Annotated in this window: 37 protein-coding genes; 29 read left to right on the top strand and 8 right to left on the bottom strand. The window is 39.1% G+C overall.

The features are described 5' to 3' along the window. The first annotated feature begins 1 nt into the window (after position 1). The 16 genes from PBAT_RS11030 to PBAT_RS10960 all read left to right on the top strand — a co-directional run bounded on the left by PBAT_RS11030 (position 2) and on the right by PBAT_RS10960 (position 12,128). Positions 2-1,318: a phage tail sheath family protein gene (locus PBAT_RS11030; protein WP_068649443.1), complete on the top strand. Its 1,317-nt coding sequence runs from the start codon at positions 2-4 to the stop codon at positions 1,316-1,318. Position 1,319: 1 nt separating this feature from the next. Beyond that, a complete protein-coding gene (locus PBAT_RS11025) occupies positions 1,320-1,784 on the top strand; it encodes a phage tail tube protein (RefSeq protein WP_068601679.1) in 465 nt (154 codons plus the stop codon). 15 nt (positions 1,785-1,799) lie between these two features. Continuing rightward, positions 1,800-2,222 (top strand): phage tail assembly chaperone, encoded by a 423-nt coding sequence (locus PBAT_RS11020; RefSeq protein ID WP_068649441.1) that lies wholly within the window; start codon positions 1,800-1,802, stop codon positions 2,220-2,222. A gap of 249 nt (positions 2,223-2,471) precedes the next feature. Then, positions 2,472-2,822: a hypothetical protein gene (locus PBAT_RS11015; RefSeq protein ID WP_068649439.1), complete on the top strand. Its 351-nt coding sequence runs from the start codon at positions 2,472-2,474 to the stop codon at positions 2,820-2,822. Between the two features lie 73 nt (positions 2,823-2,895). Further along, a complete protein-coding gene (locus tag PBAT_RS11010; protein WP_068649437.1) occupies positions 2,896-4,950 on the top strand; it encodes a phage tail tape measure protein in 2,055 nt (684 codons plus the stop codon). Beyond that, a complete protein-coding gene (locus PBAT_RS11005) occupies positions 4,950-5,627 on the top strand; it encodes a LysM peptidoglycan-binding domain-containing protein (RefSeq protein WP_068649435.1) in 678 nt (225 codons plus the stop codon). Before PBAT_RS11010 ends, PBAT_RS11005 begins: the two co-directional genes overlap by 1 nt. A 4-nt stretch (positions 5,628-5,631) precedes the next feature. Then, positions 5,632-6,597, top strand: a complete 966-nt coding sequence (locus PBAT_RS11000; RefSeq protein ID WP_068649433.1) for an XkdQ/YqbQ family protein — start codon at positions 5,632-5,634, stop codon at positions 6,595-6,597. Next, positions 6,597-6,935 (top strand): DUF2577 domain-containing protein, encoded by a 339-nt coding sequence (locus tag PBAT_RS10995; protein ID WP_068649431.1) that lies wholly within the window; start codon positions 6,597-6,599, stop codon positions 6,933-6,935. The genes PBAT_RS11000 and PBAT_RS10995 overlap by 1 nt, the downstream gene beginning before the upstream one ends. Next, positions 6,932-7,345 (top strand): DUF2634 domain-containing protein, encoded by a 414-nt coding sequence (locus tag PBAT_RS10990; RefSeq protein WP_068649429.1) that lies wholly within the window; start codon positions 6,932-6,934, stop codon positions 7,343-7,345. The genes PBAT_RS10995 and PBAT_RS10990 overlap by 4 nt, the downstream gene beginning before the upstream one ends. Continuing rightward, positions 7,338-8,396, top strand: coding sequence for a baseplate J/gp47 family protein (locus PBAT_RS10985; RefSeq protein WP_068649427.1), 1,059 nt, complete (start codon positions 7,338-7,340; stop codon positions 8,394-8,396). The genes PBAT_RS10990 and PBAT_RS10985 overlap by 8 nt, the downstream gene beginning before the upstream one ends. Further along, a complete protein-coding gene (locus PBAT_RS10980) occupies positions 8,393-8,947 on the top strand; it encodes a putative phage tail protein (protein ID WP_068649424.1) in 555 nt (184 codons plus the stop codon). Before PBAT_RS10985 ends, PBAT_RS10980 begins: the two co-directional genes overlap by 4 nt. Beyond that, positions 8,940-10,328 carry a tail fiber protein gene (locus PBAT_RS10975; protein WP_068649422.1) on the top strand — a complete coding sequence of 463 codons (1,389 nt, stop codon included), beginning with the start codon at positions 8,940-8,942 and terminating at the stop codon, positions 10,326-10,328. The genes PBAT_RS10980 and PBAT_RS10975 overlap by 8 nt, the downstream gene beginning before the upstream one ends. Positions 10,329-10,347: 19 nt before the next feature. Continuing rightward, the gene (locus PBAT_RS10970; protein WP_068649420.1) at positions 10,348-10,683 is read left to right on the top strand and encodes a hypothetical protein; all 336 of its coding nucleotides are present in this window, start codon (positions 10,348-10,350) and stop codon (positions 10,681-10,683) included. Position 10,684: 1 nt separating this feature from the next. Next, a complete protein-coding gene (locus PBAT_RS25265; protein ID WP_157091315.1) occupies positions 10,685-10,831 on the top strand; it encodes a hypothetical protein in 147 nt (48 codons plus the stop codon). A 104-nt stretch (positions 10,832-10,935) separates the two neighbouring features. Then, positions 10,936-11,343, top strand: coding sequence for a phage holin family protein (locus PBAT_RS10965; protein WP_420848755.1), 408 nt, complete (start codon positions 10,936-10,938; stop codon positions 11,341-11,343). Beyond that, entirely contained in the window at positions 11,340-12,128 is a 789-nt protein-coding gene (locus tag PBAT_RS10960) for a peptidoglycan recognition protein family protein (RefSeq protein ID WP_068649418.1), read from the top strand. The genes PBAT_RS10965 and PBAT_RS10960 overlap by 4 nt, the downstream gene beginning before the upstream one ends. Before the next feature lie 57 nt (positions 12,129-12,185). Here PBAT_RS10960 and PBAT_RS25260 read toward each other — a convergent pair whose 3' ends face one another. Then, on the bottom strand, positions 12,186-12,332 hold the full coding sequence (locus tag PBAT_RS25260) for a hypothetical protein (RefSeq protein ID WP_157091314.1): 147 nt from the start codon (positions 12,330-12,332) through the stop codon (positions 12,186-12,188). A gap of 211 nt (positions 12,333-12,543) precedes the next feature. Here PBAT_RS25260 and PBAT_RS10955 point away from each other — a divergent pair, with 211 nt between their 5' ends. Then, positions 12,544-13,125, top strand: coding sequence for a hypothetical protein (locus PBAT_RS10955; protein WP_068649416.1), 582 nt, complete (start codon positions 12,544-12,546; stop codon positions 13,123-13,125). Positions 13,126-13,158: 33 nt separating this feature from the next. Next, positions 13,159-13,497, top strand: coding sequence for a hypothetical protein (locus tag PBAT_RS10950; RefSeq protein WP_149466373.1), 339 nt, complete (start codon positions 13,159-13,161; stop codon positions 13,495-13,497). A 107-nt stretch (positions 13,498-13,604) separates the two neighbouring features. On the opposite strand, the gene PBAT_RS10945 is transcribed toward PBAT_RS10950, so the two are convergent. Together PBAT_RS10945 and PBAT_RS10940 are read right to left on the bottom strand one after the other, a co-directional pair. Further along, entirely contained in the window at positions 13,605-14,468 is an 864-nt protein-coding gene (locus PBAT_RS10945; protein WP_068649413.1) for an ATP-dependent DNA ligase, read from the bottom strand. Positions 14,469-14,539: 71 nt separating this feature from the next. Next, positions 14,540-14,743: a hypothetical protein gene (locus PBAT_RS10940; RefSeq protein WP_068649412.1), complete on the bottom strand. Its 204-nt coding sequence runs from the start codon at positions 14,741-14,743 to the stop codon at positions 14,540-14,542. A gap of 503 nt (positions 14,744-15,246) precedes the next feature. Here PBAT_RS10940 and PBAT_RS25590 point away from each other — a divergent pair. Continuing rightward, positions 15,247-15,384, top strand: coding sequence for a hypothetical protein (locus PBAT_RS25590; protein WP_169810107.1), 138 nt, complete (start codon positions 15,247-15,249; stop codon positions 15,382-15,384). A 624-nt stretch (positions 15,385-16,008) separates the two neighbouring features. On the opposite strand, the gene PBAT_RS10935 is transcribed toward PBAT_RS25590, so the two are convergent. Beyond that, positions 16,009-16,404, bottom strand: coding sequence for a YhjD family protein (locus PBAT_RS10935; RefSeq protein WP_476739346.1), 396 nt, complete (start codon positions 16,402-16,404; stop codon positions 16,009-16,011). Positions 16,405-16,738: 334 nt separating this feature from the next. Between PBAT_RS10935 and PBAT_RS10930 the strand changes: the two genes are divergently transcribed. Both PBAT_RS10930 and PBAT_RS25585 read left to right on the top strand, forming a co-directional pair. After that, positions 16,739-17,908, top strand: a complete 1,170-nt coding sequence (locus PBAT_RS10930) for a hypothetical protein (protein ID WP_068649410.1) — start codon at positions 16,739-16,741, stop codon at positions 17,906-17,908. 188 nt (positions 17,909-18,096) lie between these two features. Continuing rightward, complete coding sequence (locus PBAT_RS25585) at positions 18,097-18,258, top strand: hypothetical protein (RefSeq protein WP_169810102.1); 162 nt, start codon at positions 18,097-18,099, stop codon at positions 18,256-18,258. 587 nt (positions 18,259-18,845) lie between these two features. Here PBAT_RS25585 and PBAT_RS24750 read toward each other — a convergent pair. After that, entirely contained in the window at positions 18,846-19,133 is a 288-nt protein-coding gene (locus PBAT_RS24750) for a tyrosine-type recombinase/integrase (RefSeq protein ID WP_169810106.1), read from the bottom strand. 341 nt (positions 19,134-19,474) lie between these two features. Here PBAT_RS24750 and PBAT_RS24745 point away from each other — a divergent pair, with 341 nt between their 5' ends. Next, positions 19,475-19,669 (top strand): phosphoadenosine phosphosulfate reductase family protein, encoded by a 195-nt coding sequence (locus tag PBAT_RS24745; RefSeq protein WP_276326550.1) that lies wholly within the window; start codon positions 19,475-19,477, stop codon positions 19,667-19,669. 719 nt (positions 19,670-20,388) lie between these two features. Next, on the top strand, positions 20,389-20,559 hold the full coding sequence (locus PBAT_RS25580; protein ID WP_169810105.1) for a hypothetical protein: 171 nt from the start codon (positions 20,389-20,391) through the stop codon (positions 20,557-20,559). A gap of 87 nt (positions 20,560-20,646) precedes the next feature. On the opposite strand, the gene PBAT_RS25575 is transcribed toward PBAT_RS25580, so the two are convergent. Further along, a complete protein-coding gene (locus PBAT_RS25575) occupies positions 20,647-20,820 on the bottom strand; it encodes a hypothetical protein (protein ID WP_169810104.1) in 174 nt (57 codons plus the stop codon). A gap of 340 nt (positions 20,821-21,160) precedes the next feature. On the opposite strand from PBAT_RS25575, the gene PBAT_RS25255 reads away from it, so the two are divergent. The 3 genes from PBAT_RS25255 to PBAT_RS10915 all read left to right on the top strand — a co-directional run bounded on the left by PBAT_RS25255 (position 21,161) and on the right by PBAT_RS10915 (position 22,591). Further along, positions 21,161-21,355, top strand: a complete 195-nt coding sequence (locus tag PBAT_RS25255) for a hypothetical protein (protein ID WP_149466372.1) — start codon at positions 21,161-21,163, stop codon at positions 21,353-21,355. A 472-nt stretch (positions 21,356-21,827) separates the two neighbouring features. Then, on the top strand, positions 21,828-22,271 hold the full coding sequence (locus PBAT_RS10920) for a GNAT family N-acetyltransferase (RefSeq protein ID WP_068649406.1): 444 nt from the start codon (positions 21,828-21,830) through the stop codon (positions 22,269-22,271). An 80-nt stretch (positions 22,272-22,351) separates the two neighbouring features. Continuing rightward, positions 22,352-22,591, top strand: a complete 240-nt coding sequence (locus PBAT_RS10915; RefSeq protein WP_068537595.1) for a DUF3892 domain-containing protein — start codon at positions 22,352-22,354, stop codon at positions 22,589-22,591. A gap of 56 nt (positions 22,592-22,647) precedes the next feature. On the opposite strand, the gene PBAT_RS10910 is transcribed toward PBAT_RS10915, so the two are convergent. Further along, positions 22,648-23,385 (bottom strand): MBL fold metallo-hydrolase, encoded by a 738-nt coding sequence (locus tag PBAT_RS10910; RefSeq protein ID WP_068649404.1) that lies wholly within the window; start codon positions 23,383-23,385, stop codon positions 22,648-22,650. Positions 23,386-23,551: 166 nt separating this feature from the next. Between PBAT_RS10910 and PBAT_RS10905 the strand changes: the two genes are divergently transcribed. The 3 genes from PBAT_RS10905 to PBAT_RS10895 all read left to right on the top strand — a co-directional run bounded on the left by PBAT_RS10905 (position 23,552) and on the right by PBAT_RS10895 (position 24,864). Beyond that, positions 23,552-23,743, top strand: coding sequence for a hypothetical protein (locus PBAT_RS10905; RefSeq protein ID WP_068649402.1), 192 nt, complete (start codon positions 23,552-23,554; stop codon positions 23,741-23,743). A gap of 138 nt (positions 23,744-23,881) precedes the next feature. Next, on the top strand, positions 23,882-24,436 hold the full coding sequence (locus PBAT_RS10900; protein ID WP_068649400.1) for a copper amine oxidase: 555 nt from the start codon (positions 23,882-23,884) through the stop codon (positions 24,434-24,436). Positions 24,437-24,543: 107 nt separating this feature from the next. Then, entirely contained in the window at positions 24,544-24,864 is a 321-nt protein-coding gene (locus PBAT_RS10895; RefSeq protein ID WP_068589520.1) for a DUF1292 domain-containing protein, read from the top strand. Between the two features lie 89 nt (positions 24,865-24,953). On the opposite strand, the gene PBAT_RS10890 is transcribed toward PBAT_RS10895, so the two are convergent. Then, positions 24,954-26,429, bottom strand: coding sequence for an aminotransferase class I/II-fold pyridoxal phosphate-dependent enzyme (locus PBAT_RS10890; protein WP_068649398.1), 1,476 nt, complete (start codon positions 26,427-26,429; stop codon positions 24,954-24,956). Positions 26,430-26,459 lie beyond the last annotated feature (30 nt).

The following is a 26,459-nucleotide window of genomic DNA, read 5'->3' as shown; positions in this document are numbered from 1 at the left end:
CGTGGCCGGAGGAACATTCGTAACTCAAAACAAAGTAAGACCTGGTGTATATATCGAAACTAGCTCAGTACCGAAACCGCTTGGAACCTTAGGTGAGCGTGGCATAACTGCATTGGCTCTTACGCTCCCTTGGGGTCCATCTAAACAGGTTATTACTGTAGAGGCAGGAGCTGACACATTTGATGTGCTTGGATACGACATTACAGATGCTTCACTATTGTTAGTAAAGGAGTCTCTTAAAAGAGCTAAGACACTACTCTTATACCGCTTAAATGAAGGTGTTAAAGCTACCGCTTCATTAACAACATTGACTGTGACAGCTAAATACGGCGGTGTACGCGGTAATGATATTTCAGTCATCATCCAGACCAATATAGATGATCCCGCAAAGTTTGATGTTAATACACTCGTATCAGGCACTGTTGTGAACACCCAAATCGTTTCAAGCGCTGCGGGGTTTGTGTCTAATAACTGGATAGCGTTTAGCGGTACAGGCGCTTTAACTGTTACGGCAGGTCTTCCGCTTACAGGCGGTACCGATGGCGTTGTGACAAATGCTGATCATACCGCATTCCTTGCAGCAGTTGAATTGCTAGATTTCAACACTGTTGGATTGACTACTGACGAAGCACAACTGAAATCAGTCTACACAGCCTTTGTTAAGCGCCTTAGAGAAGAAGAGGGCAAGAAAGTACAGGCAGTTGTGCCAAACTATCCTATTGCTGATTACGAGGGTGTAATAAGCGTTAAAAATGGCGTGGTCCTTTCTGATGGAACAACTCTCACTAATGCTCAAGCAGTTGCGTGGGTTGCAGGAGCTACGGCAGCAGCTAACGTTAATGAAGCACTTACCTATAGTGCCTATGACAATGCAGTGGATGTAACACCACGTTACACCAATACACAGATCATAGCGGCATTGAATGCGGGAGAATTCCTATTCACGGCTAGTAATGGTAGGGCGATTGTAGAACAGGATATTAATACTCTCCATAGATTTACAGTTAAAAAGGGTAGGCAGTTCCGAAAGAATCGTGTTATCCGGGTGCTAGATGGTATAGCAAATGATCTGAAAAGCATTTTCGAGAAGTTCTATATCGGCAAAGTAGACAACAATGCAGATGGCCGCAATCTGTTGAAAAGTGAAGCGATCAATGTTTTTACTTCATATGAGAAAATTAATGCTTTGCAAAACTTCGATGCACAAAAAGATATTTCATTTATCCAAGGTACTGAATCCGATGCAGTGTATGCGGAAAGTTACCCACAGCCTGTAGATTCAATCGAGAAAATATATATGAGAGTGCAGGTGAAGTAGTATGTTTTTGAGTGCAGGAGATACGATATCCGGTCAAGAGGGACGAGCGTATGCGACGATCAAGGGTAAGGTAGAAGAAATGTTTTATGTTAAAACCTTAGAGGGCGTTGTTGAGAAGAACAAGACTGACGTGAAGACACTAGGTAAACGTGGGACTCAGCATAAAGCTAATGGGTGGACAGGTACAGGGGACATGACAATTTATTATGTCACTTCTCTCTTTAGACAGTTGATGTTGGATTATATCAAAACAGGTAAAGATACCTACTTTGATATTACGATAGTTAATGAGGATGAGGGGTCCTCCATTGGAAAGCAAACTGTAATCCTGAGAGGTGTTAACTTAGATAGTGTAATCATGGCGAAGGTTGACACGGAGAGTGAAGTACTTGAAGAAGAGACTAGTTTCACGTTTGAAGATGTAGATATGCCAGATCAATTTGTAGCCCCAACTTTGGGTCAATAATAGGAGGAATTATATATGAGTGATTTAAGTATGTTTTTTGCACAAAATGCAGCAGTTGAGGTAGCGGAGGAATTTGTGGTATCCGAACGGTTTAAGGATAAAGACGGTAAGGCGGGGAAGTGGAAGTTACGTTCTATTACAGAGGATGATAACCAAGAATTGAGAAAGTCGGCAACTAAGAAAACGAAGGGTAAGAACGGGTTGTATACCTCTGATTTAGATACAAATGATTACCTTTCTAAGTTGGTCGTTGCCTGTGTAGCTTACCCTGATTTGAAAAATGCTGAGATCCAAAAGACATACGGCGTAATGGGAGCTGAGAAACTTCTGCGTAAAATGTTGCTTCCAGGAGAGTTCAGTAACCTTATGGAGAAAGTACAGGCAATGAACGGATTCGATCGAGACATGAATGAGATGGTAGAAGAAGTAAAAAACTAATAGAGGAGGGCGATAGTGAGGCTAATCTAGCTTACTACGCTCTCCATGAATTAAAAATCTTACCGCATGTCTTAATGAATATGCGTTCAGAGGAACAGGCTGCAATATATGCTATGATTTCTGTAAAGATTGAAAAGGAAAAGAAAAATCAAGCAAAATCAAAGAGTAAGAGTCGTAAAAAACGATAGACCAATTACCCTCGATTTGATAAGGTTAGTGGTAAATATGACCTATTCAGGGGGGCAATACGTGAAGAAATTAGTCAGTTTATGTTTACTCGTCCTTGTTGTATCAATTTTTGCAGGGTGTTCTTCTCCAAAAGAGGATGAAGTATCACTAGACAGGTTTATAGAAGCATATAAAAAGCAAGGGATTGAAGTAAACATAGAAGCAAAACCTGCGGCACAATTGATACAAGCTAAGGACGGTATAGTATTTATTTCAGATAAAAAGATTGCTATATATGAATATGAAACCGCTAAAGAATTAAAAAAGATACAGTCAGAAGAAAAATTAATACAAGAATGGAAGACAAACGGTAGATTTCTTTTAGAAACCAAAGATGATAAAGCAGAAGAGATATTTACTAACGTTAATTAAGTTGGCATAAAGCGGACACCCTTTTTATGAAGAGGGTGTCTTTTGTTTTGCTGGAAAGGAGAATATCGTATCTATGGCAACAGTATCGTCAAGCCTAAAATTATTTGACGCTATGAGCGGTCCGTTGAAGGGCATTACATCAAGCATGAGCATGATGATATCAACAATGGAACAGATGCAACGAGCTACTAATCGAAATGTTAATGTTGATAAGAGCCTAATTGCAGCTAAGAAGCAAATTGCAGCTGCAGAAGCGGCTATGAAAAGTTCTATAGATCAATCAACTAGCAGTCAGAATAAATTCAACCGCTCTATTAAAGAAGGCAAGAGCCATGGCGAAGGATTGCTAAGGACTATAAAAGGAATAGCGGCGACATACCTTACTTTAGAAGGAGTAAAGAGTTTATTCGGTGCTACAATTGGTGGCTCCATGGAACAACAGAAGATGGAAGACATGTTCATTGCTCGGACTGGTGATGCTCGAATCGGTACAGCAATGTTCGAGCAATTTAAAAAGGATGCTTTAGCTGCTGGGCAAGATGTAAATAAATCATTGCAAGGCACGCTATCTTTCTTCTCCACCACACAGAATACAGACCATTTAAAACAGTTAAATAATCTCGCACAGCGAATGAACGCATTTGATAGTGCTGGAAATGGTATAGAAGGAGCGACATTTGCATTAAAGGAGGCTATGTCAGGTGATATTGTTTCCCTTGCAGAGCGCTTTAATATGTCCAAAACAGACATTAGAGACTTCGGTATCGACAAGTTAGGTAAAGCTGGAGATATGGAAGGATTCATTAAAGCGTTTGATAAACTATTAGAAAAACAAAAGATGGGTCAGAAAGCATTTGATACTATGATGGCAAGTCCAGCCAAGCAAGTAGAGACCCTCGGAAATAATATAAGATCTACTTTTGCTGATGCCGGGGGCGCAGCAGTGCAATCCCTTTTGCCGCTGATAACGAAAGTTAATGAAGCGTTTAAAGATGGAGCATTTCAGCCATTTTTTGATGGCTTAAGTATTGGTTTAGAGTGGGTTGTACAGGGGGCCGTCAATTTAGTGAATATGATAACTCAAATATACGGTTTTTTCTCAACGAATTGGACAATGATCGAACCTATTGTTTGGGGATTAGCAGGGGCGGTTACCGCCTTGTACACAATCATGCTATTAACTAAGCTTGCTACAATATCCGCCACGGCTGCGACCGTTATTCAAACTTTAGTTACCTTTGCTCAAATGACCGCTACCTATGGGTTGACTACAGCATGGGCAACATTAAATACAGTTATGAAAGCTAATGTAATCATCTTAATGATCTCCTTGCTTATAGCATTAGGCGTTTGGTTGGTTAATCTGTGGAATACCAATGACGCGTTTGCTGCTGGATTTATGAGAGCATGGAATGGAATAATGAATTTTTTCGATCAAGTACCAATATTTTTCGTTCAGGTAGGAAATGGGATAGTTAACGCGTTCCAATGGGCAAAAGTTGAAACTTTGAAGATCATAGATGGACTGGCTAATGGAGTAATAGATACCATTAACAAATTACTTAACACTTTAAGTAATACTATTCCGGGGGTATCCTTTGACACAGTTGCTCGAATTGAACTAGCATCATCAGCTGCGGCAGAATCGGAAGCGATTCGTCAATCAGGACAGAATAAAGTCACTGGAATGCAAGCTAATGCGGCTGGAAAAGCGCAAGCACGTGAACAAAAAGTGTTGGATATGCTTAAAGGTCGCGCTGAACAGAGAGCAGTTGAAGACGCAGCGAAAAAGGCCCAAGCGTCTAGTGGTACAGACAAATTTAACTTTGATAAATGGAACAAAGCAGCAGACGCTGCACAAAAGGCTAGTGGTGATGATAAAAAGAAGAAGAACATAGGCACAGTAGATAAGATTAAGGGGAAAGTAGACATTTCTAGTGAGGACCTAAAAGTGATGCGTGATCTTGCAGAGATGAAGAATATTCAGAATTTCGTTACCTTGACACCTACTGTGCAAGTTAAAACAGGTCCTATCAGCAACGAAACCAACCTTGACTCTATCGTATCTAAAATAACCACCAAGTTGCAGGATGACATTGCATCATCTGCCAAGGGGGTATTTTCCTAATGGCTGAATACAGTATTGAACTAAGCTATAACAATCATGAGGTATTCTTTCAGATCCCTGTTCTGGGCGAGGAAATCGAGGTTGAGGGATCAGGGCAGGGGGAAACACATAGCGTTGCAGGGTTGGGTGAAATAAATGTTATCAAAGCTCCTAAGTTGAAAGAGATTAGCTTTAGTGGAGTGTTCCCAGCTGATATGTCTAACGCAATACAATCAGCTGGGTTTGATGGTCCCGCGGATTTTATCCGACGTATCGAGGATTGGATGAACAAAAAGCGTCCAATCCGTTTCATATACGTTAGTGAGACTTTGTCAATAAACATTCCAGTATCGATAGAGGATTTTAACTACAAAGAAGTCGGCGGTGCTGTAGGTGATTGGGAATACGATATTTCTTTGAAGGAGTTTGTTTTCTACGCTGCTAAGAAGGTGGTTTTTGCTAAAAAGGTAACAGCAACCGGTGCAAAGAAAACAGCAACCAAAACAGAACCGAAGCGTGCTGATGAACGAACCAAACCAAAGACAGTCACAGTTAAGAGTGGTGACACACTGTTTATTATTGCAAAAAAGAATCTAGGTGACGGATCGAAGTATAAAGAGATTCAGAAATTAAACGGCATTACGGATGCACAGGCCAAGAAGTTGAAGATTGGGACCGTAATTAAACTCCCGGGGTGATCACATGGAAATACTGATCGATAACAAGGACGGGAATGTGTGGGATGTATCGGATATATCTAAAGATATCGGTTATCGCACAAGTAGGATTGGTAAGGCATCTTCATTGGAATTCTCACTCATTGACGAAGGTATATACCAGGATAAGAAATTCAAGTATCAAAATGGTGATGTGGTGAGGTTTACGGATGGAGCCAACAAGGTCTTTCTAGGCTACATCTTCCGATTCGAGACAGGGAGGAATGGAGAAGCCAAGATCCTAGCTTATGATCAAATGCGTTATCTAAATGTAAACCATACTTACTCATTCCAAAATATGAGTGCAACGCAGATCATCCAGAAGATTGCGAAGGACTTTGAACTGAGCGTAGGCGCTTTGGAGGATACATTGTACAAGATACCTGCACAGTTGTTTGATGATAAGTCCTTGTTTGACATGATCTGTGAGTCATTGGATAAATCATTAATAGCCAACACGACTAATTTCGTGTTTTTTGATGATTTCGGGAAGCTCACTCTTAAAAATATTTCGAATATGAAATATGGATTTGTTGTTGGTGATGGTAGCTTGATGACGGATTATACCTATTCGAAATCGATTGATGATGACACCTATAATCAAGTCATCTTATATCGAGACAACAAGAAGTCAGGAAAAAGAGATATATATAAGATCAAAGACAGCAGCCGTATAAAGAAGTGGGGATTACTACAACTGACTCAAAGTGTAGACGAGGGATTAAATGACGCTCAGATCAACGACATCTTGACAAGATTAATGACTCTCAAAAATCGTGAAACTAGATCAATGAAGATTGAAGCTATCGGAGATTTGAGGTTAAGAGCTGGAATGTACGTAAATGTTTATATTGAACGTTTTGGCATCAATAAGTTTTTTCTAGTTGACGAATGTTCACATAAAAATATCGAATCTAATCACACGATGTCATTAGAATTGAGGTTAGTATAATGTTGGATGTTATCAAGCAAGCAGCATTAGAGGTGATCAAGAATAGTAACCCAACAGCTGTAATGTTTGGAACGGTTTTATCAATAAGCCCTTTAGAAATTAGTGTGGATCAGCGCCTAATTTTGACAGAGGCTTTTTTAATTGTTCCCGAATCAATGGGACGCTTTGAAATCGATTTGAAACACGTTCACGCAGTCATTGGTTTACCAGATACCAAGGAATCATTACTAGATAAGATTGTGATCAGAAAAGGGTTAGAGAGTGGCGACAAGGTGATTCTGATGCGTTTACAAGGCGGTCAACAATTCGTAGTGATGGATAAGGTGGTGAGTGGATGATACCGCAAAGCGATATAGAAATGGCAGACGAGGAATTAGAAGCGGTTGCCTTACCAAGTAAAACATATCGTCTCGATCTAGTGAACAAAAGAATTAGCAGCCAAACGATTGACGGACTAGAAGCAATCAAACAAGTTGTATTCAAAATCCTTTCAACAACTCGTTTTGAACATCTTATTTATAGTAATGACTTTGGTAATGAGGTGGATCTTTCTGCCAATCGTGGGCGCTCTGTGTTCGAATCTGAGGTCGAACGGTGGGTTGAAGAAGCATTGACACAAGATGATCGAATTACAGCTGTAACAAGCTTTAAATTCGCCTATGAACTTGATAATGCATTGATTAACTTTACAGTCGAATCCGAGTTTGGAAGATATCAAGAAACTAAGGAGCTGGCTAACGGTGTATGAGGACCAGACTTTTGAAAATATATTAGAACGAATGTTGGATAGAGTACCTGGTGATGTGGATAAAAGGGAAGGAAGTATTATCTATGATGCCTTGGCTCCTGCTGCTGTAGAACTTGCACAAGCCTACATTGAGTTAGAGATTAATGCCAACCTTCGCTTTCCGGATACAGCAACAGATGAGTTTCTTGAGCGCTCTATTGCTTGGTCAGGCATTGTGAGGAAGAAGGCAAGTAAAGCTCAACTAAGAGCTGTGTTCTATAACGGCAGTAACGCTTTGTTAGATATACCAATTGGGAGTCGATTCACTTTAGGTGCATTAAACTACAAAGCTACCGAGAAGCTTTCGTTAGGAAACTACCGAATAGAATGCGAGACTGCTGGATCGGAAGGCAATCGCCATTTCGGGGCGGTTTTACCGATTGATTACATTAATGATCTTGGCCGTGGAGAAATAACAGAGTTACTTGTGGCGGGGGAAGACAAGGAAACGGACGAGGCGCTTTACGATAACTATCAGGAAAGGATTTCACGTCCTATCACAAGTGGTAACAGATACCAGTACGAATCATGGGCAAGAGAAATACCAGGAGTAGGCAGGGCGAGAGCATTCCCTTTGTGGAACGGTGAAAACACAGTGAAAGTTGCGATATTAGACAATGATATGCGCACTCCTGCGCCAGCTATAGTCAATGCTGTACAAACATATATTGATCCTACTCAGGATGGAATGGGTGAGGGCGCGGCACCGATAGGACCAATTATAACAATTGTAGGAGCTTTAGAAGTGCCGATTAACATATCAGTCACAGTGGTTCTTGCAGTCGGAGCAACTATCGAGGATATCAAAGAACAGATTGATAATGGGATGAAGGCATATTCAAAAGACCTAGCCTTTAACGATCCGCTATTAAGGTACACACGAATTCAGAGCATTATCTTAGGGATACCGCCAGTGGTTGATTACAGTAATTTATTGGTCAACGGTGGGACAAAGAATATTGAGATTCCTTTGGATTCCGTTGCAGTCTTAGGCGCGGTGAACGTGTCATGACAGCCGTTGAGAGATTAAGAAAACACTTACCTGATTACTATGATGAAATCGTAGAGATAGATACTCTGACAGCCACAGAAGGTATTGAGTTTGATAGGTTATATTCTGATATCGAGACACTATTGAATGAGTCCTATCCTGAGACATCTACTATTTCTCTGGATCGATATGAACGTGATCTACAAATACCAATAGAGCCCATTAAGCCAGTGGATCAAAGACGGTCTGTAATCATATCTAAAAGGCGTGGTAGCGGTAAGGTGTCTGGTTCTATGATCAAGAATGTCGCTCAAGCCTATGATGGCGGAACGGTTGATGTGGGGGTTGATGTACCTCATTATACGATCGTAATTACGTTCATTGATTCCTTGGGTATACCGCCAAACCTTGATGATCTTAAACAAGCGTTAGAGGACATCAAACCTGCTCATATGCGGCTTAATTATAAATTTCGCTTCCTATTAATAGGTGAAATCCATAACTTCATTTCCTTAGGTGAGGTAGAGGGGATAACATTATCAAATTTTGCAGGAGGTGAGCCTATTGTCTAGTAATACACCAAATTTAGGATTGTTAAAGAAAGACCCGACAGCAGATAGAAATGATACGTTTAATATCAAAACGATGATGAATGACAACTGGGACAAAGTCGATGCTGCGGTTGGTCAATTGCAAGAAGATATTCAAAACATTGACGTAGATATTCCCGATGCCTCCCTAACGGTTAAAGGAATCACAAAACTAAACAGCGTTGTGAATAGCCCATCAGAGACGGAGGCAGCTACACCAAAGGCAGTTAAGATTGTGAATGATTCTGTTATTGCGCATAAGGCGGATAATGCGAAACACATTCCGCATTTAGGCACAACAACGAATGTTGGTAATGTTTACAGTATAACCACCGCGGAAGTCATAGCTACAAATCAGAAATTCACTGTAAAAATCAATGCGGCATCTACGGGGGCGGCAACACTCAAGGTTTCTTCAATCGCTAGCGGTACCGCTAAGGCTGTCCAAAAAGCGGGCGGCACAAATGCGACATTGAAAATAGGTGTTTATACATTGTTTTGGGATGGAACGGCTTTTCAGTTATTGGGTGAAGGAGGTGAGTATGGAACAGCAGTTGGTGCAGACGTTAGGAGTACAAAAACTTTTGGCACAGAAGATGGCGTGATTCAAGGCGCATTAGATTTAACTCAACTTACGGCACAGAATTTAAAAAAGAACATAACCGTTGATGGAATTACTGGAGTTGTTGAACCGTTAACTCCTATTGGTTCTATAATTGAAAATTTGAACGTTGTTGTTAATTATATTGGAAATCTTAGTCAAACAAGATCGTATTTTATAAAAGACAATAAAATACATGTATTCAACCTTGCTAAAAACGCCTCAGGTATTTTTGAGGTAAGACGCGATACTTATGATTTTAATGCCACACTTATTCAGTCAAACTTACTTGTCACTACTATAGCGACAAAATATAAGTCCGCATCCCTTTTTATTATCTCGAATATTGGATTCAGCATTATATGTCAAGAATCTACGTACGTATCAAGGGCTTTTAGATACGATCACACTGGTAACTTAATAAGTCAATCAGTCGATGTAGCAATGGGAGTACCGAATGAGCCACTCTTTATGTTTGACAATAATAATTTTGTCACTTTTTCTGGTCTTTACACTAGTGGAAGTATTTTAATTTATTCAAACGGGGCTATTGCTCATAATCTCGCTGTAGCGGCTACCAATAACATGCTTGTGAATTACCAAATAACTAATTCTTATTTATATTTTTTGGTTGCCGGTTACACTTCTTATGCGGTGATGTACGGGTATAGTATCCCATTGGCAAATCCGATCAAAACATCAAGTCAACCAAAATATATCGCATTTCCTGTAATTGTAAATGGTCTATTAAATTATTCATAAAAATGAAGGGGTGTTGAGCGTGAAATTCATCAGAATTAATAACATTAATCCTACCGATCCGAGTTATCCTAGTGATTACAAAGGGTTAGATATTAGTCTCTTTAAGGGTGCGTCAGCTTTGTACGATGAGGATTATACTTATTGCTATACGATTACTTTACAAAAAGATATTCCCGTACATGCAGATATTATTGAAGTGACGGAAGCGGAGTATCTACAATTCAAATCAGATTTAGAGAATCGCCCCACACTTCAAGACCCAATAGAATTGTTACGAGAAGAATACGACTCATTAAAAAAGTCACAACTTGAGCAAGATGAATTAATCATGGAACTATACTTAGGAGGTATGTAATATGTCAGTAGCAAAATATAATTTATTCTTACGAAATTGGGTAAACAATCAAGCAACAGTAGAGCAGATCGAAAAAGCCGTAACACTTGGACATCTTGCGCGAGAGGAAGCCGATACAATAATGGGGACGGAGCGTAACACATTGTAAGACATTCGGACGATTATACGCAGCATCAATAGCACCTGGAAGGTGTTTTTATTTTGCCCTCATAACTATATGGGGGCTATTTATATTGAATAGGGGGAAAAGAAGTGGATAGATTGGATTTGGTATTGAAGTGGGGTATAGCTCTTTTAGGATCGGTAGGGACTTATCTTTTAGGGGGATGGTCAGAATTAATTTCAGTTTTCCTTCTTGCAATCGTGATCGATTATGTCACAGGTCTAGCTGCATCGATTAAGGAAGGTAATGGGCTTAGCAGTAAAGTTGGGTTTTGGGGATTGGCTAAGAAGGGACTGATGCTTCTTGTTGTTATCCTGGCACACAGGCTAGACGTATTGATGGGCACTGATGTGATCATGATTGGATCTATTTATTTTTATCTTGCTAACGAGCTTATATCAGTCACGGAAAACTATGGGCGACTTGGATTACCTTTGCCTAACTGGATCAGGGAGTTCATAGCTATTTTCAAGCAAAAAGGTGGCGAACAGAAATGATCACCAAAGGTAAATTCTTATTACTAGATTGTGCTGAATTTCGTAGTTGGTTAAGTAAACAGAAGATCACGAGGGTTATTAATAAACTTCAGGTTCATCACACGGCAAGTCCAAATTACACTACCAGGAAAATGCTTAAAGGGATTGCAACACAAGATCATTTTGCCTGCCTTGAAGGTATGAGGGACTATCACATTAATACAAACGGATGGTCTGCAACCGGTCAAAACATTACGGTATTTGAAGATGGCAAGATTGCAATTAGTTTGGATCGAGACTTGAATAAGGTTCCAGCAGGTATGGCAGGGGCTAATACAGGGATGTTGTGTGTTGAGATCATAGGAAACTTTGATAAAGGTGTAGATAAGATTACAGTGGCACAGAAGCAAGCGGTAATCCACTTATACGCTTGTTTAGTAGAGAGACTAAAGATACCCATCGATACGGATCATATCGTCTATCATGCATGGTATACAAGTAAGGGTGTAAGACTAAATGATTATACACAAGGTAAATCAAGCAAGTCATGTCCAGGTACAAACTTCTGGGGAGATGGAAATACAATTGCTTCTGCTAAGAAGAGTTTTCTACCTATGATTAAAGATGAATTAGAGTGTTTAGGAAAGGAAGAACTAAAGATGAAAAAAGAAGATACAAATGCAATCATTGATAAGTATCTCAAGCCAGCATGGGGGGCAGCTAAGACAGCCGCAGATAAACAAGAGATTGGTAGATTGGCAGATGAGTTGCGAGTAGCTTCAGGACAGAAGAAACAAAATGGATGAACCAATCCCTACTGACTTCGGTCGGTAGGGCTATTTTTTTTTTTTTTGAACAAATAACTATTCATTTTGTTCCTCAGTTTTAACAGTCTTTCCCTCAAGAAATAGTGATGCTTCATCTATCGTCATATGTTGTAACATCCGATTCGTGTGTTCTGCTCCTAAAGCTTCTTGGAGACCAAACAGTCTTAAGATTTGTTCTAACATCCCAACAACCTCCTTCGAAACTATAGGGGCAGATGCCCCGTGTTAATCCAAATTGCATTCCATGCCAATCGAGAACTGTTCTTTGAGTTTTTCAAAAGCCCGAATCTTTTAAGTTCTCTATTATTATTTTTAAAATAGTGTAACTTTTTCTATTTTGGAGTGTTTTATATATTGTTCCATAAAATACAATCTACTTGGAGGCTTATACTTAATGAAAAAACAAATCGTTTCACTACTAATGTCATCCGTACTAGTACTATCTATCGCTGGTGTAGCTTCAGCTGATGGCGGAAATCTAACTTCCCCGTTAGCTAACAGTACATCGGCGACTACGTCGCATTCCTCAATTGCAATAGATTTAGGGCCTAATGCAAACGATGATTTATTTGCATCTGGTGCAATTTCTAATTATATCAATTCTCAAAAGAATCATACTAATGTATCACAAAGAGCTACCGATGGTAGAAATATGAGCTATACGTATAATAATTTGTATAATTTTATTACTACAGACTTTCTCCCACTTCAGACCTACGGTAATGTTCCTCTACAAGTAGTCCAAACCAGTGATAGTACTACTTACAAAGCTAATGTTACATATCAATTTGCAAACGAATCAGGAACAAAAAGGAGTACTGTATTTCAAATTCCTGGTAATATAACAGAAACTGCACAACTGATGTCATTTACAAATGTCCCTCAAGGCACAGCAAGTGACCCTATTTACTTGATTATTGTAAATAAGACAGCTAATGCCCTTAAAATACGTGGTAATGGGCATACATTGTTTTAAGAAGGGAAGTGATTCACTTTGGGAAATAAATTAATGACTTACGGAGTAGCTATTCTGACAATCAGTACTATTGCATTTAGTGGGGTAATTACATCTAATGCTCAAGGAAGTTCTGTTGAAAATAGTGAAGTGGAAGTAGGTTCTTTCGATCCTAGCCACACTACAGGGGAGAGGCTTCCTGCTGTATTGCTTGAGGACTCTAACCATCCTGATTTCATTCAAACGCAAGGTGGACTGTTTGCAAAAAAAAATCAGTTTGAAGCAAACTACAGTCAGGATGAAATAGTTACTGACGCTACGAAAACTACTGAGAAAACCAAAGTTATCATTCAGAATGGTGATATCTTTATCAAGGAAGAAGATGTTAAGTGAGTTTCTAGAGGTTGGAGTAGGGGATATCCTGGAATACAAAAAGACCACCGAGGCATAACGCCAAAGTGGTCTTTGCTATTTATGTGGAAGAAATATTTTCTCTTTATTTATATAATAAACTTCGTAAAAACCGGACTCCTCAACATACCAGATTTGGTCCAGTTTCTCATACGCACCTTAGCCTTCAATAAAGGATTCAGAAATACAAAATCCTTATTCTCTCCCGTGACCAGTTGAGGGGCAACCCCATGAAATGCTTTCTTATGAGTGGGATTAACTCCAAACTCAATTATACCTGCAGGACGCAACTTGCCAGATGTCCCAGACGGAATTGAAGCTAACCAACCGAACTCTTGTTTACGATAACCAGTGATAAAAACCTCGGCATGTGTCCAGTTGATTACCTTCTTCCAGGAGTCAGAGCGGCGTCCGGTTTCATACGTGCCGTTCTTGCGCTTTCCAACAACACCCTTCATACCACGGTTCTCGATCTGTTCAAAGAGAGCCTTACCCTCACCGTTAATATGTGGGACCATACCAAAGCTACGCGATGGCATTTCTATACTCGCGAGTATCTCCTTACGCTTAATCAGAGGTAGTCCACGAAGGTCTTTCCCTTTATACTGCAAGATATCAAAGATTGCATAATAGGCCGGTAAAGTGTTTGTGAGTCCATGTATCTTATCGTTATTCCTCGTCTGAAACCGATTCATCACTGATTCAAAGTCAGATACTCCAGTCAAGGGATCCACGCAAGCGACTTCGCCATCAAGTATAATGTCATCGTCAAATGGAAGGTGTAGCTCTGGATATTGCTGTGTGCAGTCATTGTTGTGACGTGTATAAAGCCGGACAACTCCGGATTGTTGAGAGTATATCAGACGGTGTCCATCTATTTTTGGTTCGAATATATAATCAGAATGTGAGAATGGCTCAGGAGCCGTAGCTAACAACATAGGGGAAATAAACATAGAATCACCTCCATCCAATTATATCTCTTTGCGAGGCTGAATGAAGGTGGTAAGTTATGGCGTGACCTAATTTAACGAAGCATACTTATAACCCTCGATACATGCTCGACATCTACTATGGGTATCCATATAGTTCCTGCTTCTGTTCTGATCTTCAAGCGATTAGAGGTTGTTAATTCTTCAGCCACTCCGGTAATTATCTCTCCATTATGCAACCTTACAGCGACTTTCTGATTACTTGCTACGGCTAAACGCAATTCACCCTTCACATTCATCCAATCCCTCCGTTCTTTATTAGTTAACATATTCTTCGTACTGCTTGGAAAGCCTTCATAGGATAATAATTACATTGATTAACGAACCTCCGAATCGATACGGGAGCACGTGCCAGTTACAATTCATGTGTTTGGAGTTTTCTAAAATCGAGTTATAAGTGGGATGGTGACATGGGGTGACTCGTATGAGAAGCAAGTTAAGCTAAGTTTTGATGATGACTATGAGTGGATTAGATACGAGGAAATTATAGCAGCGAAAGTGTAAGGGTGATCGCTGAATACTCCACTAACCATAATTGGACGGTGGGGCTTTTTTTGTCTACACTATAAACTCCGTAAATACTGGACTTCTAAGATTGCTTGGTTTGGTCCAATTCCTTATTCGCACCCGAGCTAAAAAACCGCGGGGTTAAGGTGATTAATTTTCATTGCCATTAAACCCAATCTTCATTTTATATTTACCCATATAGTAAGGTGTATTCTAATTAAAAGGAGGAATTACTATGAGTGGATGCGTTGGAGGAATTGGTGGAGTTGGTGGAATTGGAGGATATGGAGGAATTGGCGGAGTTGGCAGTACTGGAGCAATTTTAGTATTGTTCATTTTGCTTGTAATAATTACTAAGGCGTTCTGTTGGTAGGCCCTTTTTATTGGTAAGAAAACTTTTCCTTAGCACCGGATAGTAGCTATTTACAAATTACCCTACGTGTATTATATTACTCCTAACAAATACGGAAACATCGTTATGCAATCCGAAAACCTCGGTAAAAATACCCCATCAACCTTAATAGGTAGGTGGGGTATTTTTTTGTTATAGATAAGGAAATTTTTCCTGAGCACAAAAAGACCACTGAGGCAGGAAGGGCTGAATCTTCTTTATCATTAAACCCAATCTTTATTTTATAGTTCCACATATAGTAAGGTGTACTCCATTGAAATTTGAGGAATTACTACGGGAGAGACTGCTGAGGTTACGGTAAGCCTCTACTGCAGTAACCTTGGTTATGTTCGTCCTATTGGTAACAAACTCTAGCCGATCTGGGTATACTTCACTCATGCCTCCTTTCGTTATACCCGTCAGTCTAATGGACTGACGGGTATTTTTGATGTGGTTATGGCAGGGTGTTCTACGTGCCATTAGACTGTCCATCATTTATTATCATGCAAACTGTATAGAGGGGAAAGAGTCGTTTTCTGGTTTTTATTATTAGAATCTATAGCCAGAAGACAACTAAAATACCACAAAGGTATAACGCCAAAGTGGTCATTTTTCGGCGAAATTACTTCGCATGTCGGGGTTAGGTATATATTTAGTCACATCAAGCCCTAAGTGTTTCCTCATTAATACAAATACCTCTGCTTTGATTAGTCCCCATTGTAGATGCATCTTTCCGTGATATCCCCTGCACAGATACTCTGCATGCACGCCGTTGGTCATCTGGTGTCCATCATAGACCTTTATTCCACGATCCTTAAAACCCTTTCTAATCACCGCCAAATCTTTCGTAACTGAGTCCATGGCTTGTTCAATAACTTCAAGGTAAGGGTCAGGAGTCTTCAATATATCAAAGTCTTTAATAATCTTATGATCCCTCTCAAACGTAGTTAGGATAAGCGGATGAACGATGTACGACTTTATTAGATCTAGATCATCGTCGATACGGGAACTTTTTTTCGTATTCGGCGGACGTTATCAATCTTATAACATGGAATCGGGTCTTCTATCATTAGGCACCAATAGGCTTGCTTACGTTATCTAAAATACTATTTTAAGACAAATAATTAAAATTCCATACAGGAAATCATTAATTTTTCTCGAATAATTATGTAGCATTAAAATATGAGGAGAGATGTTTTATGGGAATATTATTGGATATTTGGTAAACGATTTCTTAACCATGAAATATTAGAATACGTGAAGCTATTTTTAAAAAATCTAAAAATATAAGGTAAGCCTTCTATCAATAATTTATATTATTAAGAGGAGATCTGTTATGAGAGTGATTGAATATAATCGCATTACTTTGTTTGAAGAAGTATGGAATGAACCAATGACAAAAGTTGCTGGAAAATATGGTGTATCTAATCAAGATATAAAAGTACAACTCGAAAAATTGAATGTTCCTACTCCATCTCCCGGATACTGGCTTCAACTACGTTTAGGAAAAGTAATAGATAAGCCTTGTTTACCCGAATACACTGGAGCTGATACGAGTGTGGTTTCTTATGATGATGGTTTTTTTAATAGGATTCGTAAATTAAATAAAAAAATGGATTTTTCACATTTTCGATCTTGCGATTACATAAATAATGATATTGAAGAATACTGTTCAATCTTAGTCGTTCCGGATAAACTTGAAAACCCTCATTTATTAATTCAAGAAATACTAGCAAAAAAAAAATTAGAAAAGAAGAAATTTAGAAGGTCGTATATTAAAACATCGGATGAACAATTTGGGAGAGCCTTAATAATTCTTGATACCATATTAAAAACTGTAGAACAATGGGAGGGAACAATAAAGATTACTGAAAGTGCTATTAATGTGATTATTGAAAAAGTAGAAGTCAAATTTGAGATTAATGAGAACACGAAAAGGATAGAGCATATAAAAACAGCAAAAGAATTGCTAGACGCAGAAAAGGGGAGATATTCTTGGATTCCTGAGTATGACTATGTTTATTCGGGTGAACTGACACTTTTTATAGATACATGGCATGCACCGCGGCAGAAGTGGAACGATACACCAAAGAGAAAAATAGAAAGTATTATCGGCGAAATTATTGGAGTGATATTTATAACTGCTGATAATATAAAAAAATTTAATGAATACCACGATAAGCAAGAAAGAATCAGAGAAGAAAAAAGAATTGCAAAATATGAATTGCAGAAACTCAAGGAGCATGAGTTGAATAAAACTAGTGAGCTTGAAGAAAAGGCCCAGGATCATAAATCAGCTAAAATAATTAGGGAATTTATTGAAGAGATGATCAGATCTAACTTAGCAGCAAATAATGAGGAAAAGCAAAGTCTGCAGGCATATATTGCTTGGGCAAAGGAGAAAGCTGATTGGCTAGACCCATTAACGGCAGGGGAGGATAGAATTTTTGGATACAAACATGCAGATTGGTTGAATAAAATTTTTGCATCTGAGAATGATAGTTGAATTTTAAGTAACTGGATCTAAAAAGGTAAGCATTATAATTTACTTATGAGTAAAAGTTGAAAATTTGCTAACAGTCCAATCGTAAAATTCAAGGTTTGTTCAATAAATGTTATTTAAACGAAATTGGTTAAGGTTCGAGTACTATGGATATGCAGAATAATCCAACGTATTAATTAGGAGGGATGAGGGTGAGAAAGAAAGAACAAAAATTTATAACTCGTTCTCATTTCAGGATTATTGATGGAGAAGAGGTAGAAATTGTACTAAGCGAGACTGATATTCCAGATCGGTGCAAACTTATTTGGACCGAAATAATGACAGGCAACAAATATGAATTAGTGGAAGGGTAAGCCTTCCCTTGTTGGACAAGCGTAATTAACGAAAAAAGCAATTATAAAACCAACTACAAGTTATCAATCAAGGCGGGCGGTTACTGGTAGACAGTTGTATGGTAGCAGTGATGATCGGAAAGGATCAAAAAATTTATTGAGGAATATCAAAGGTTAAGAGGAAGTATTAACCGGCTCAACTTTGAGCCCGTTGGAATTTTTCATTCTTAGTTCACATCAAGGCGGTAAGGGCGAAGAAAGACCTTGTTACTTTTTAACCAAAAAAGGTTGCAACTGATTGCAAGCAAAATGACTGGTAAAAAGACGTGCTGTTTGCGGCGAATAACCCTATATAATATTGCCGCGAATCTGCCGCAAAACTTGCCGCGAATTCACAACAAATCATCATAACAGAACATAATTAAAATCTACAAACCCTATATATACAAGGATGAAAATGACTTTGGACTAATAAGTTATAAGACAAAACCTACCTTGACAGGGTAGGGGTCACTGGTTCGAATCCAGTACAGATCATCTCCGAAAGCCCTTGTAGATCAAGGGTTTTTCTTGTTTTTGTAGGTCTTAAAATACGGTTGAGTTACCTTTTATTTTGAACTTGGGGACGGATTGGGGACGGGATTTTTTGTAGTATCCAGCTGTTGTATGTTTTGCGGGGAGAACTTATTAAATTTATCAGCAGTATCTCTACTGAGTTTTTTTGTGACGTGAGCATATATATTAGATGTAGTTTTCTCCTTGGCATGCCCCATTTTCTTTTGAATTCCTTTCATAGATGCTTTCGCTTCAATGAGTAGGGTGACGTAACTATGCCGTAAGTCATGGAATCGTATCTTTTTCTTTTCATACCGTGTCTTTCTGTGTAGCGGTTCCACTATCTATATGGGTAGGAATGGTAATATGGTTTGCCATATTACTATTCCTACTTATTTCTACGTCTGGCCACTACAGATCAACAAGCTCGTCGCGTCTAAAGCCATCTATTATGGCTCCCCAATTTAATAATCTCCACTTCCTTGGTTCATCGTATACAGAACTATAATCTCTTTTGAGAGATCATTGATAGAAGTCCCAAGCGTATCATTTTGATGATACTTAATTCTTTGTGTCCTAGTTTTCTTTAGTAAGTAAGGCGTGAGAGCTCAAGAGAGTTATGCGAGCGAAATCACCTGTTAGAGAAGTAATTCCAGAGGGATATGGAATCTAGCGACCGCTAGTGAATTGGAAGGTTAAAGAGGTGTTTGCGATGTACGATAAGCGAGGAATTGAATCTAATGCGCTCTACAAAGAAGCCAAAGGACATGTAGGATGTATGACGTGCATCAACACTATTAATGCGGAAAATGCTGAAATAGCCCGAAGATATCCGGAAAGAAGTTGCAAGAATTGCTCTTTGAGAGGAGATCGTTAAATAGGTCTCAAAACGTAATGGAGTATCATTTTACGCAAATAAGGATGGGCTTGGATCAATAACCAAATTGAATGGTCAAAGACTGCATATGATGGAAAGAAACGGGACCTATTAAAAGTGATTAAGTACGAAGATATGCCTTTATGCTCCAGTCAGTATGGATTATGCGAGTAGGTTACACCCTGTATTGAATATATAACCCATACCTACCACAGGAGAGTGCATTAAACGGAATTAATAAGTTGGGCTATATATAAAGAACAAGCGCCAATTATCAGTAAAACAATAACCATTATAGTAACAAATAGTTTACCATTCATCATTTTCACCTCGGATATATTATACCAAATTATAGGGTATAAGGAGAGATGACGGATGAAAGAGCTAATTAAGCTAGTCCAACTGTCTACTTCTACTTAGACAAGTGATTTATCTACTCTAGCAGAGGCACAGTAGGCCATGGCCTAACCTAACTAAGTTTCCGAGACAAGCAAACTCAGAAGGCGACCACCAAGTTACTTGTGATAGTTGTGATAAAGATTATGCGGTAACGCCAAAATATCAGATTCTCGGGTGTGAAATTGAAAAATTTGCAAAGAGTGTGAATGTCATTGTGATGATATACCCTGATACGGCCCCCACTTGCGTTAAGTATATTCGGTCGAGACATAGCAAGGTCAATGACGCATAAGACACATTATACGAAGGAGGGCTTTACGATGAAAGATAAACTAATTGAATGTCCGCATTGTAATTTTATTCATGAGGATAGTCTTGATTATATCGAAACAGGGGACATGGAAGGTCAATTCCCGATGGATTGCGGAAAATGTGGAGAAGTATTTCAAGTTGAGTTTACTACCACTATCACTTTTAAGACTAAAGCTTAATGAGCAGTACGAAGATAAAACGCAGTAGACACAAATTGCGAAACAAAAAAATGAACTGTTCCAAGAGGACAGTTCAGTCAATGGGTATTATTTTACATTCTTTAAAGGAGAAATGACATTGTTATAAAAAAATCTTTCCCACCTAGCTAACAAACTGGAGCCATTTTCACCGCGTTGTATATTCATTCCATGGTTTATATGATATTCTGCTATTCGTTTATTATGTTCTTTATGCCATTGATGGAGAGCTGATTGTTTCATTTTTTTCCTCATTCAGTTAATACGATAATTATACCTCTAGGATGAATGATTATAAAGTAATTTCAGCCCACAATTTCTTACAATAAGGAGCCGAAATGACGAAGAAAACCCTACCTAAAACGAGTGTAAAGGCTAGAGTAACATGGATTTTGTACATTTCATGATGGTGGTAGCGAAATTACAAATTATGTGGTTTCCAAAAAGTGATTGTTCCAATAGAAGAGTTTGAAGTTATTACACATTCACCGAGACGAAGGAAGGACATTGTCGATGTAGTGTTTATGTTATTGAGAGTAATACATGGCATGCGCAGTGGATGAAATGGAACTATTCCACGATAATGAAGAAAGAATCGGAGAAGGAACTGTCCAGCATTCAGAATCATTGCAGGTTTAAAATAAGTAAAAACGTCTACAATGAGAATATAGTATCAACCAATAAAGGAAGTGGCACGAATGCGGAACAAGACAATTGGCTTGATAGCAGGAGTGTGTCTACTTGTACTTCTAGTGGGGTGCTCGATAGAGCAGGATAAGTCCACGTATCAAATCCAAAGGATGGACTCTTCTACCACGCCTGTTATGCGGGATATATATTCTCAAGATGTAAACGAGCAGGTATACTCAACGAATGAGATTTCTCCACCCTAAACGATCGATGAACATCATATTAATGAAAAGAGCTTGAATAACCCCTTTGACGAACGGTCTTTGTCTTAGGGGCTTTGTTGTGCTTTTTTATGAATCTTAACTCGTATGTACTTGGATTATTCCTCTTCATCCCATTTACGGGAGTAGCCTTTCTTGGTGACATAGAAGAAAGAGTAAATGAGGACAGCGGTCATGATAACACCAATAATAATCGTTGCTTTCATTAAATGTTTGGCCCCTTTATGATGAATATGAACAACAGTGCAATTATCAAAACTATACATCAAAAAGTTTTTTTTGTATAATAATTCGGTTAGAAGATAGACTAGATTGATGATACGAAAGTGAGGTAACACAATGGCTGCAGAGATCATTCATGTCACCACAGAGGAACAGCTGCAGTATGGACTGAATATTCGAAAGAAGGTATTTGTGAACGAACAACAGGTACCCGAAACTCTTGAAATTGACGAATATGATAAGATTAGTCCTGATGTGCATCACGTGTTAATTTATGATAATGGGGATTATGTCGCGACGGGTAGAATCATTTACTACAATGAAGAGACCGCCAAAATGCAACGTATTGCCGTTACAAAAGAATACCGCACGAAGGGCTTCGGTAGAGTATTACTCATTGCGATGGAGAAGCTAGCAAGGGAACTTGGATTGCGTTATTCCATTCTTGATGCGCAATGCCAAGCAGAACCTTTTTACGCGAAGCAGGGGTATGAAGTAATCTCGAAGGAACCATTCGATGATGCGGGAATTCTACACGTTCGCATGAAAAAAGAACTTTAATTTGAATTAAAATATCACATGCTGGGTAACCTACTCGAATGCCCCGAAAGTCATTATATGAAACAAAAGGAGCGATCGATATGGGAACATCAGAACGTGAACAGTTTGTTGCAGTACAGAAGAACGGAGATGGTGATCTGACGGCATTTCAGACATCATCAGGTCGTGTGTTGGCATATGAACAAGCCCTTCAGGAAGTACAGGCAGGAACGATTGCCGGCGTTAATGCATTTAAAGGTAGAGATGGAGAAACATATATTCGTGGAGATGCGGATGGGGATCCATCCAACAACTTAGATCAACTTCCTATTTTTGAATAAATATAGACTCCACAAGCCAGCGGTTGACCCCACATGGGAATCAACCGCTGGCTTTTTTATAGTTCATAGATCAGATTTTGTTCTAAGAAAGTCAGATCACCCGTCTGATGAAGATAATCGTCCTTATCATCCGCGTAATGCATCAAATAGGTAATCTTCTGGATATCTTCAGGGAGTGTTAGAAGTTCTTGAAGCGTGGTATGAACTTCTCCAGGACCGCTTAATTGGCATTCATGAAAAATAGTTCTACAACCGCGCTCTTGTACCAGATTTAGCAGTAAAGAGGGTTCAAATGTCATGTCAGAACTATAAAAGATGCTTTCATTTATGTACAAAGAGTAGCTTGCTTTACCTGGGATATGGTTTGTGGGTAATAGCTCTACTGTAATAAGTTCCGTTAGGGATTGAGGATTCAACGGTTGAAGGAAGCGTACTTCAAATATGTCATCTAATGAGGATATTTCACCTTCTTGATATAATCCACCCTTTAACGTGTGTTCCCATAGCGAATGAGCGAGTTCTTCTGTTATATATAGAATCATTTTTCGTTTGAAAGTGAATTTGGTCTTGAAGGCTAGTTCTTCAAGTCCACCAACATGATCTGCATGAATATGGGTTATTAATACGGCATCTATATCGTTAAAAGACATACCTAGACGGTGAAGTGCATGTGGAGCGGTTACGCCACAATCAATTAAGAGAGTAAAAGTTCCATCATATAGTAACGCATTATTATTGTAGTAATTTTTAGCAAATGCACTTCCGGTTCCTAACATCTGAAGCTGTAGGCCCAAGATAAATAACCTCCTGACTTAAGTTAACTTTCTGGTTTTAAATATATCATTCATTATGATCGACCAACAGGTTTCTTTCCCTAAATTTATATAAGACCAGAGTTCCCAATGCATGGAATCCTCATACAATACTGTGAAGATACACATCTGCAAATGAGGTGACATGGTGGTTAAATCTAAAAAACCCGTTCAACCTAAAACCGAGAAGGTAAGAAGAGAAATGAAACTTGTGACATCGCAAGTATGTGAAGTGTGTAAGACACCTTGTGCAGACGGTATAGATTACAGAGAAAGAATGAGAGTTCCGGGCGCAAGTGGAAAGGGAATCCCTTGTATTCTAACCAAGCCGAGTGCGTAATAATTAAGAAAAACCTGCGGAATTGCATTCTGCAGGTTTTATTTGGCATATGGACCCGGTAGACCGCAACTTGCCGATTTATTTGTAGTATATATTTAAGTCAGCATGAATGGAATAGTATGGAGGGAGCGTATAATTATGAGGTGGAAAAAAATTGTAATGAGTACACTTGTCTTGTCCCTTATGGGAGGATCTTTATTGTTTGCCGATTCAGTTAATGAGAAAGTCCGCCTTTGGGTGAATGGGCACGAAGTTCAAGAAGGTGGTTATATCATAGATGGTAAGACCTACGTACCGATTCGTTCGTTTGAAGGACTTGTGAACTGGATCCCAACGAATAATCAAGTTAAATTCCTGAAACCGAATGTACATATATTTTTATTCAAGGGCGATACCATATTTGGCAATGTGAACAAAGGGAAGCTGAAATTCAACGTATTTAGTCAAGTGGATAATTTAGTTGACTCCGTTGTAGCAGTGAAAGTGGCGATCACTGATCCATCAGGTGTCCAGAAGGATATTCAGACCCAGGAATTAGAAAGTGATTCGAAGGATAATTTCTGGTTCCGTACGGATGATTTTACATACGATTTCAAAACGTCAGGTAAATATACGATAGGATTCTTTATTAAATTGTCTAAAAATTCGGAATTCGAATTGGTCTCTCAAAAAGTCATTACAGCTTTAAATTAATGTAACGGTATGATTTACATTGAATATGATTGCTGAAATTGACCTAAAAAGCCTTCCATGTTACGATACCAAAGGTATTAAAATTCAACTGGAAACGAGGTATTTATATGAGCGAAGATAAACACGTACACGGCGAAGATTGCGGCTGCGGTCATGATCATGAAAATGGTAGTGAGGAAGAGGAGTTTGTCCTGACTTTGACTGACGAGCAAGGCAACGACGTTGAAATGGTTCTTGTAGAGACTTTTGATGTAGGCGAGAAGGTCTATGCTCTATTACTCGAACGCGAAAATCCTGAAGCAGACGGAATTATTCTGCGTATGGAAGAAGAGAACGAGGAAATGGTTCTTTATAATATCGAAGATGAAGAAGAGTGGAAAGCTGTGGAAGAAGTATATAATGTGCTGCTCGCAGCATCGCAGGAATAGATTCTATCTGATATTTAAAAGAAAAAGCAGCTTTCATACCTTAAGTAGGTAGGGAAGCTGCTTTTTTATGATCTTAATGGATGATTAGTTTAGAATATGGCATCGGTTTCGACGATTACTTTAACATTGTGAATGTAACGATCTTCAGGCCCTTTTACAGGGAGACCTACTTCGACATGATCAATGATGTAATCGATGTTATCTTGGGATATTACTTCTCCGGGAAGAAGAATGGGGATCCCTGGCGGATAGACATAAATAAATTCTGCGATGATTCGTCCAGCAGATTCCCTAAATGGAACGACTTCTGTATCTCCATAGAATGCTTCTCTAGGTGTAAGAGATAGTTGAGGGATCTCAGGGATTTTAACAATCAATTCGTGAGCTTGATTGACTAAGAAATAGGTGTCAGATAATTCACGTAATGCTTTAATAAGAATTTCAATGGTATCTTCCTTATCGCCTGGTGTAACAAGACAGAGAATATTGTACATATCGCTCATTTCAACTTCTAGATTATAATGTTCGCGCAACCAGTTCTCCGTATCATATCCAGTGATTCCGAGATGACGAACGTGGATCGTAAGCTTGGTAGGGTCAATATTATGTGTTGCTTCTCCACCAAGAATTTCTTTGCCGACACAGTAGAGCCCGTCCATCTTATTAATTTCTTCACGTGCATATTGTGCTAAATCAATGGCCGTCTGCGCGATATCATGTCCATGCAGTGCAAGATTACGTCTAGAAGTATCTAATGATGCCAGTAAAATATAGGATGTTGAGGTTGTAGTCAACATGCTGATAATGGTCTGAACGCGCTGTGGATTTACGAATCCATTCTTTATATTCAGATTAAGAACTGAGCTTTGAGTCATGGATCCACCTAATTTATGCACACTTGTGGCAGCCATATCAGCACCAGCTTCCATAGCGGACATCGGAAGATCCTCATGGAAATGAATCAAAACACCATGAGCTTCATCTACAAGCACAGGAACATGTCTACTATGAGCAAGTTCAACAATCTCCTTTAAATCTGCACATAATCCATAATAAGTCGGGTTAATCACAAGGACAGCCTTGGCATCCGGGTGACGATCAAGAGCTCTGCGTACAGACGTTGTTGTGATACCATGGTCAATACCGAGATTCTCATCGCGAGCTGGTGAGACAAATACAGGTTTAGCTCCTGAAAAAATGATAGCAGACATGATAGATTTATGTACATTTCGTGGAACGATGATCTTGTCTCCAGGAGAACATATAGATAAGATCATGGTCATAATAGCACCGCTTGTACCTTGGACACTAAAATAGGTATAATCAGCTCCGAAGGCATCGGCAGCAAGTGCCTGCGCTTCTTCTATTACGCCTGTGGGTTGATGTAGGTCGTCTAATGGAGCAATATTAATTAAGTCTATGGAAAGGGCGTTATCCCCTATGAATTGCCGAAACTCTTCATCTGCTCCTCGACCTTTCTTATGTCCAGGAATATGGAACTGTACGGGATTGCTAGCAGCATGATTCTTAAGTGCTGTGAAAAGGGGCGTGTTGCTATGGTTCATGAATCACTCACAACCTTCCTGTATTAAAAT

Source organism: Paenibacillus antarcticus, from assembly GCF_001637225.1.
Taxonomy (GTDB): Bacteria; Bacillota; Bacilli; order Paenibacillales; family Paenibacillaceae; genus Paenibacillus_AQ; species Paenibacillus_AQ antarcticus.
This window is presented reverse-complemented; position numbering and strand designations above follow the sequence as displayed.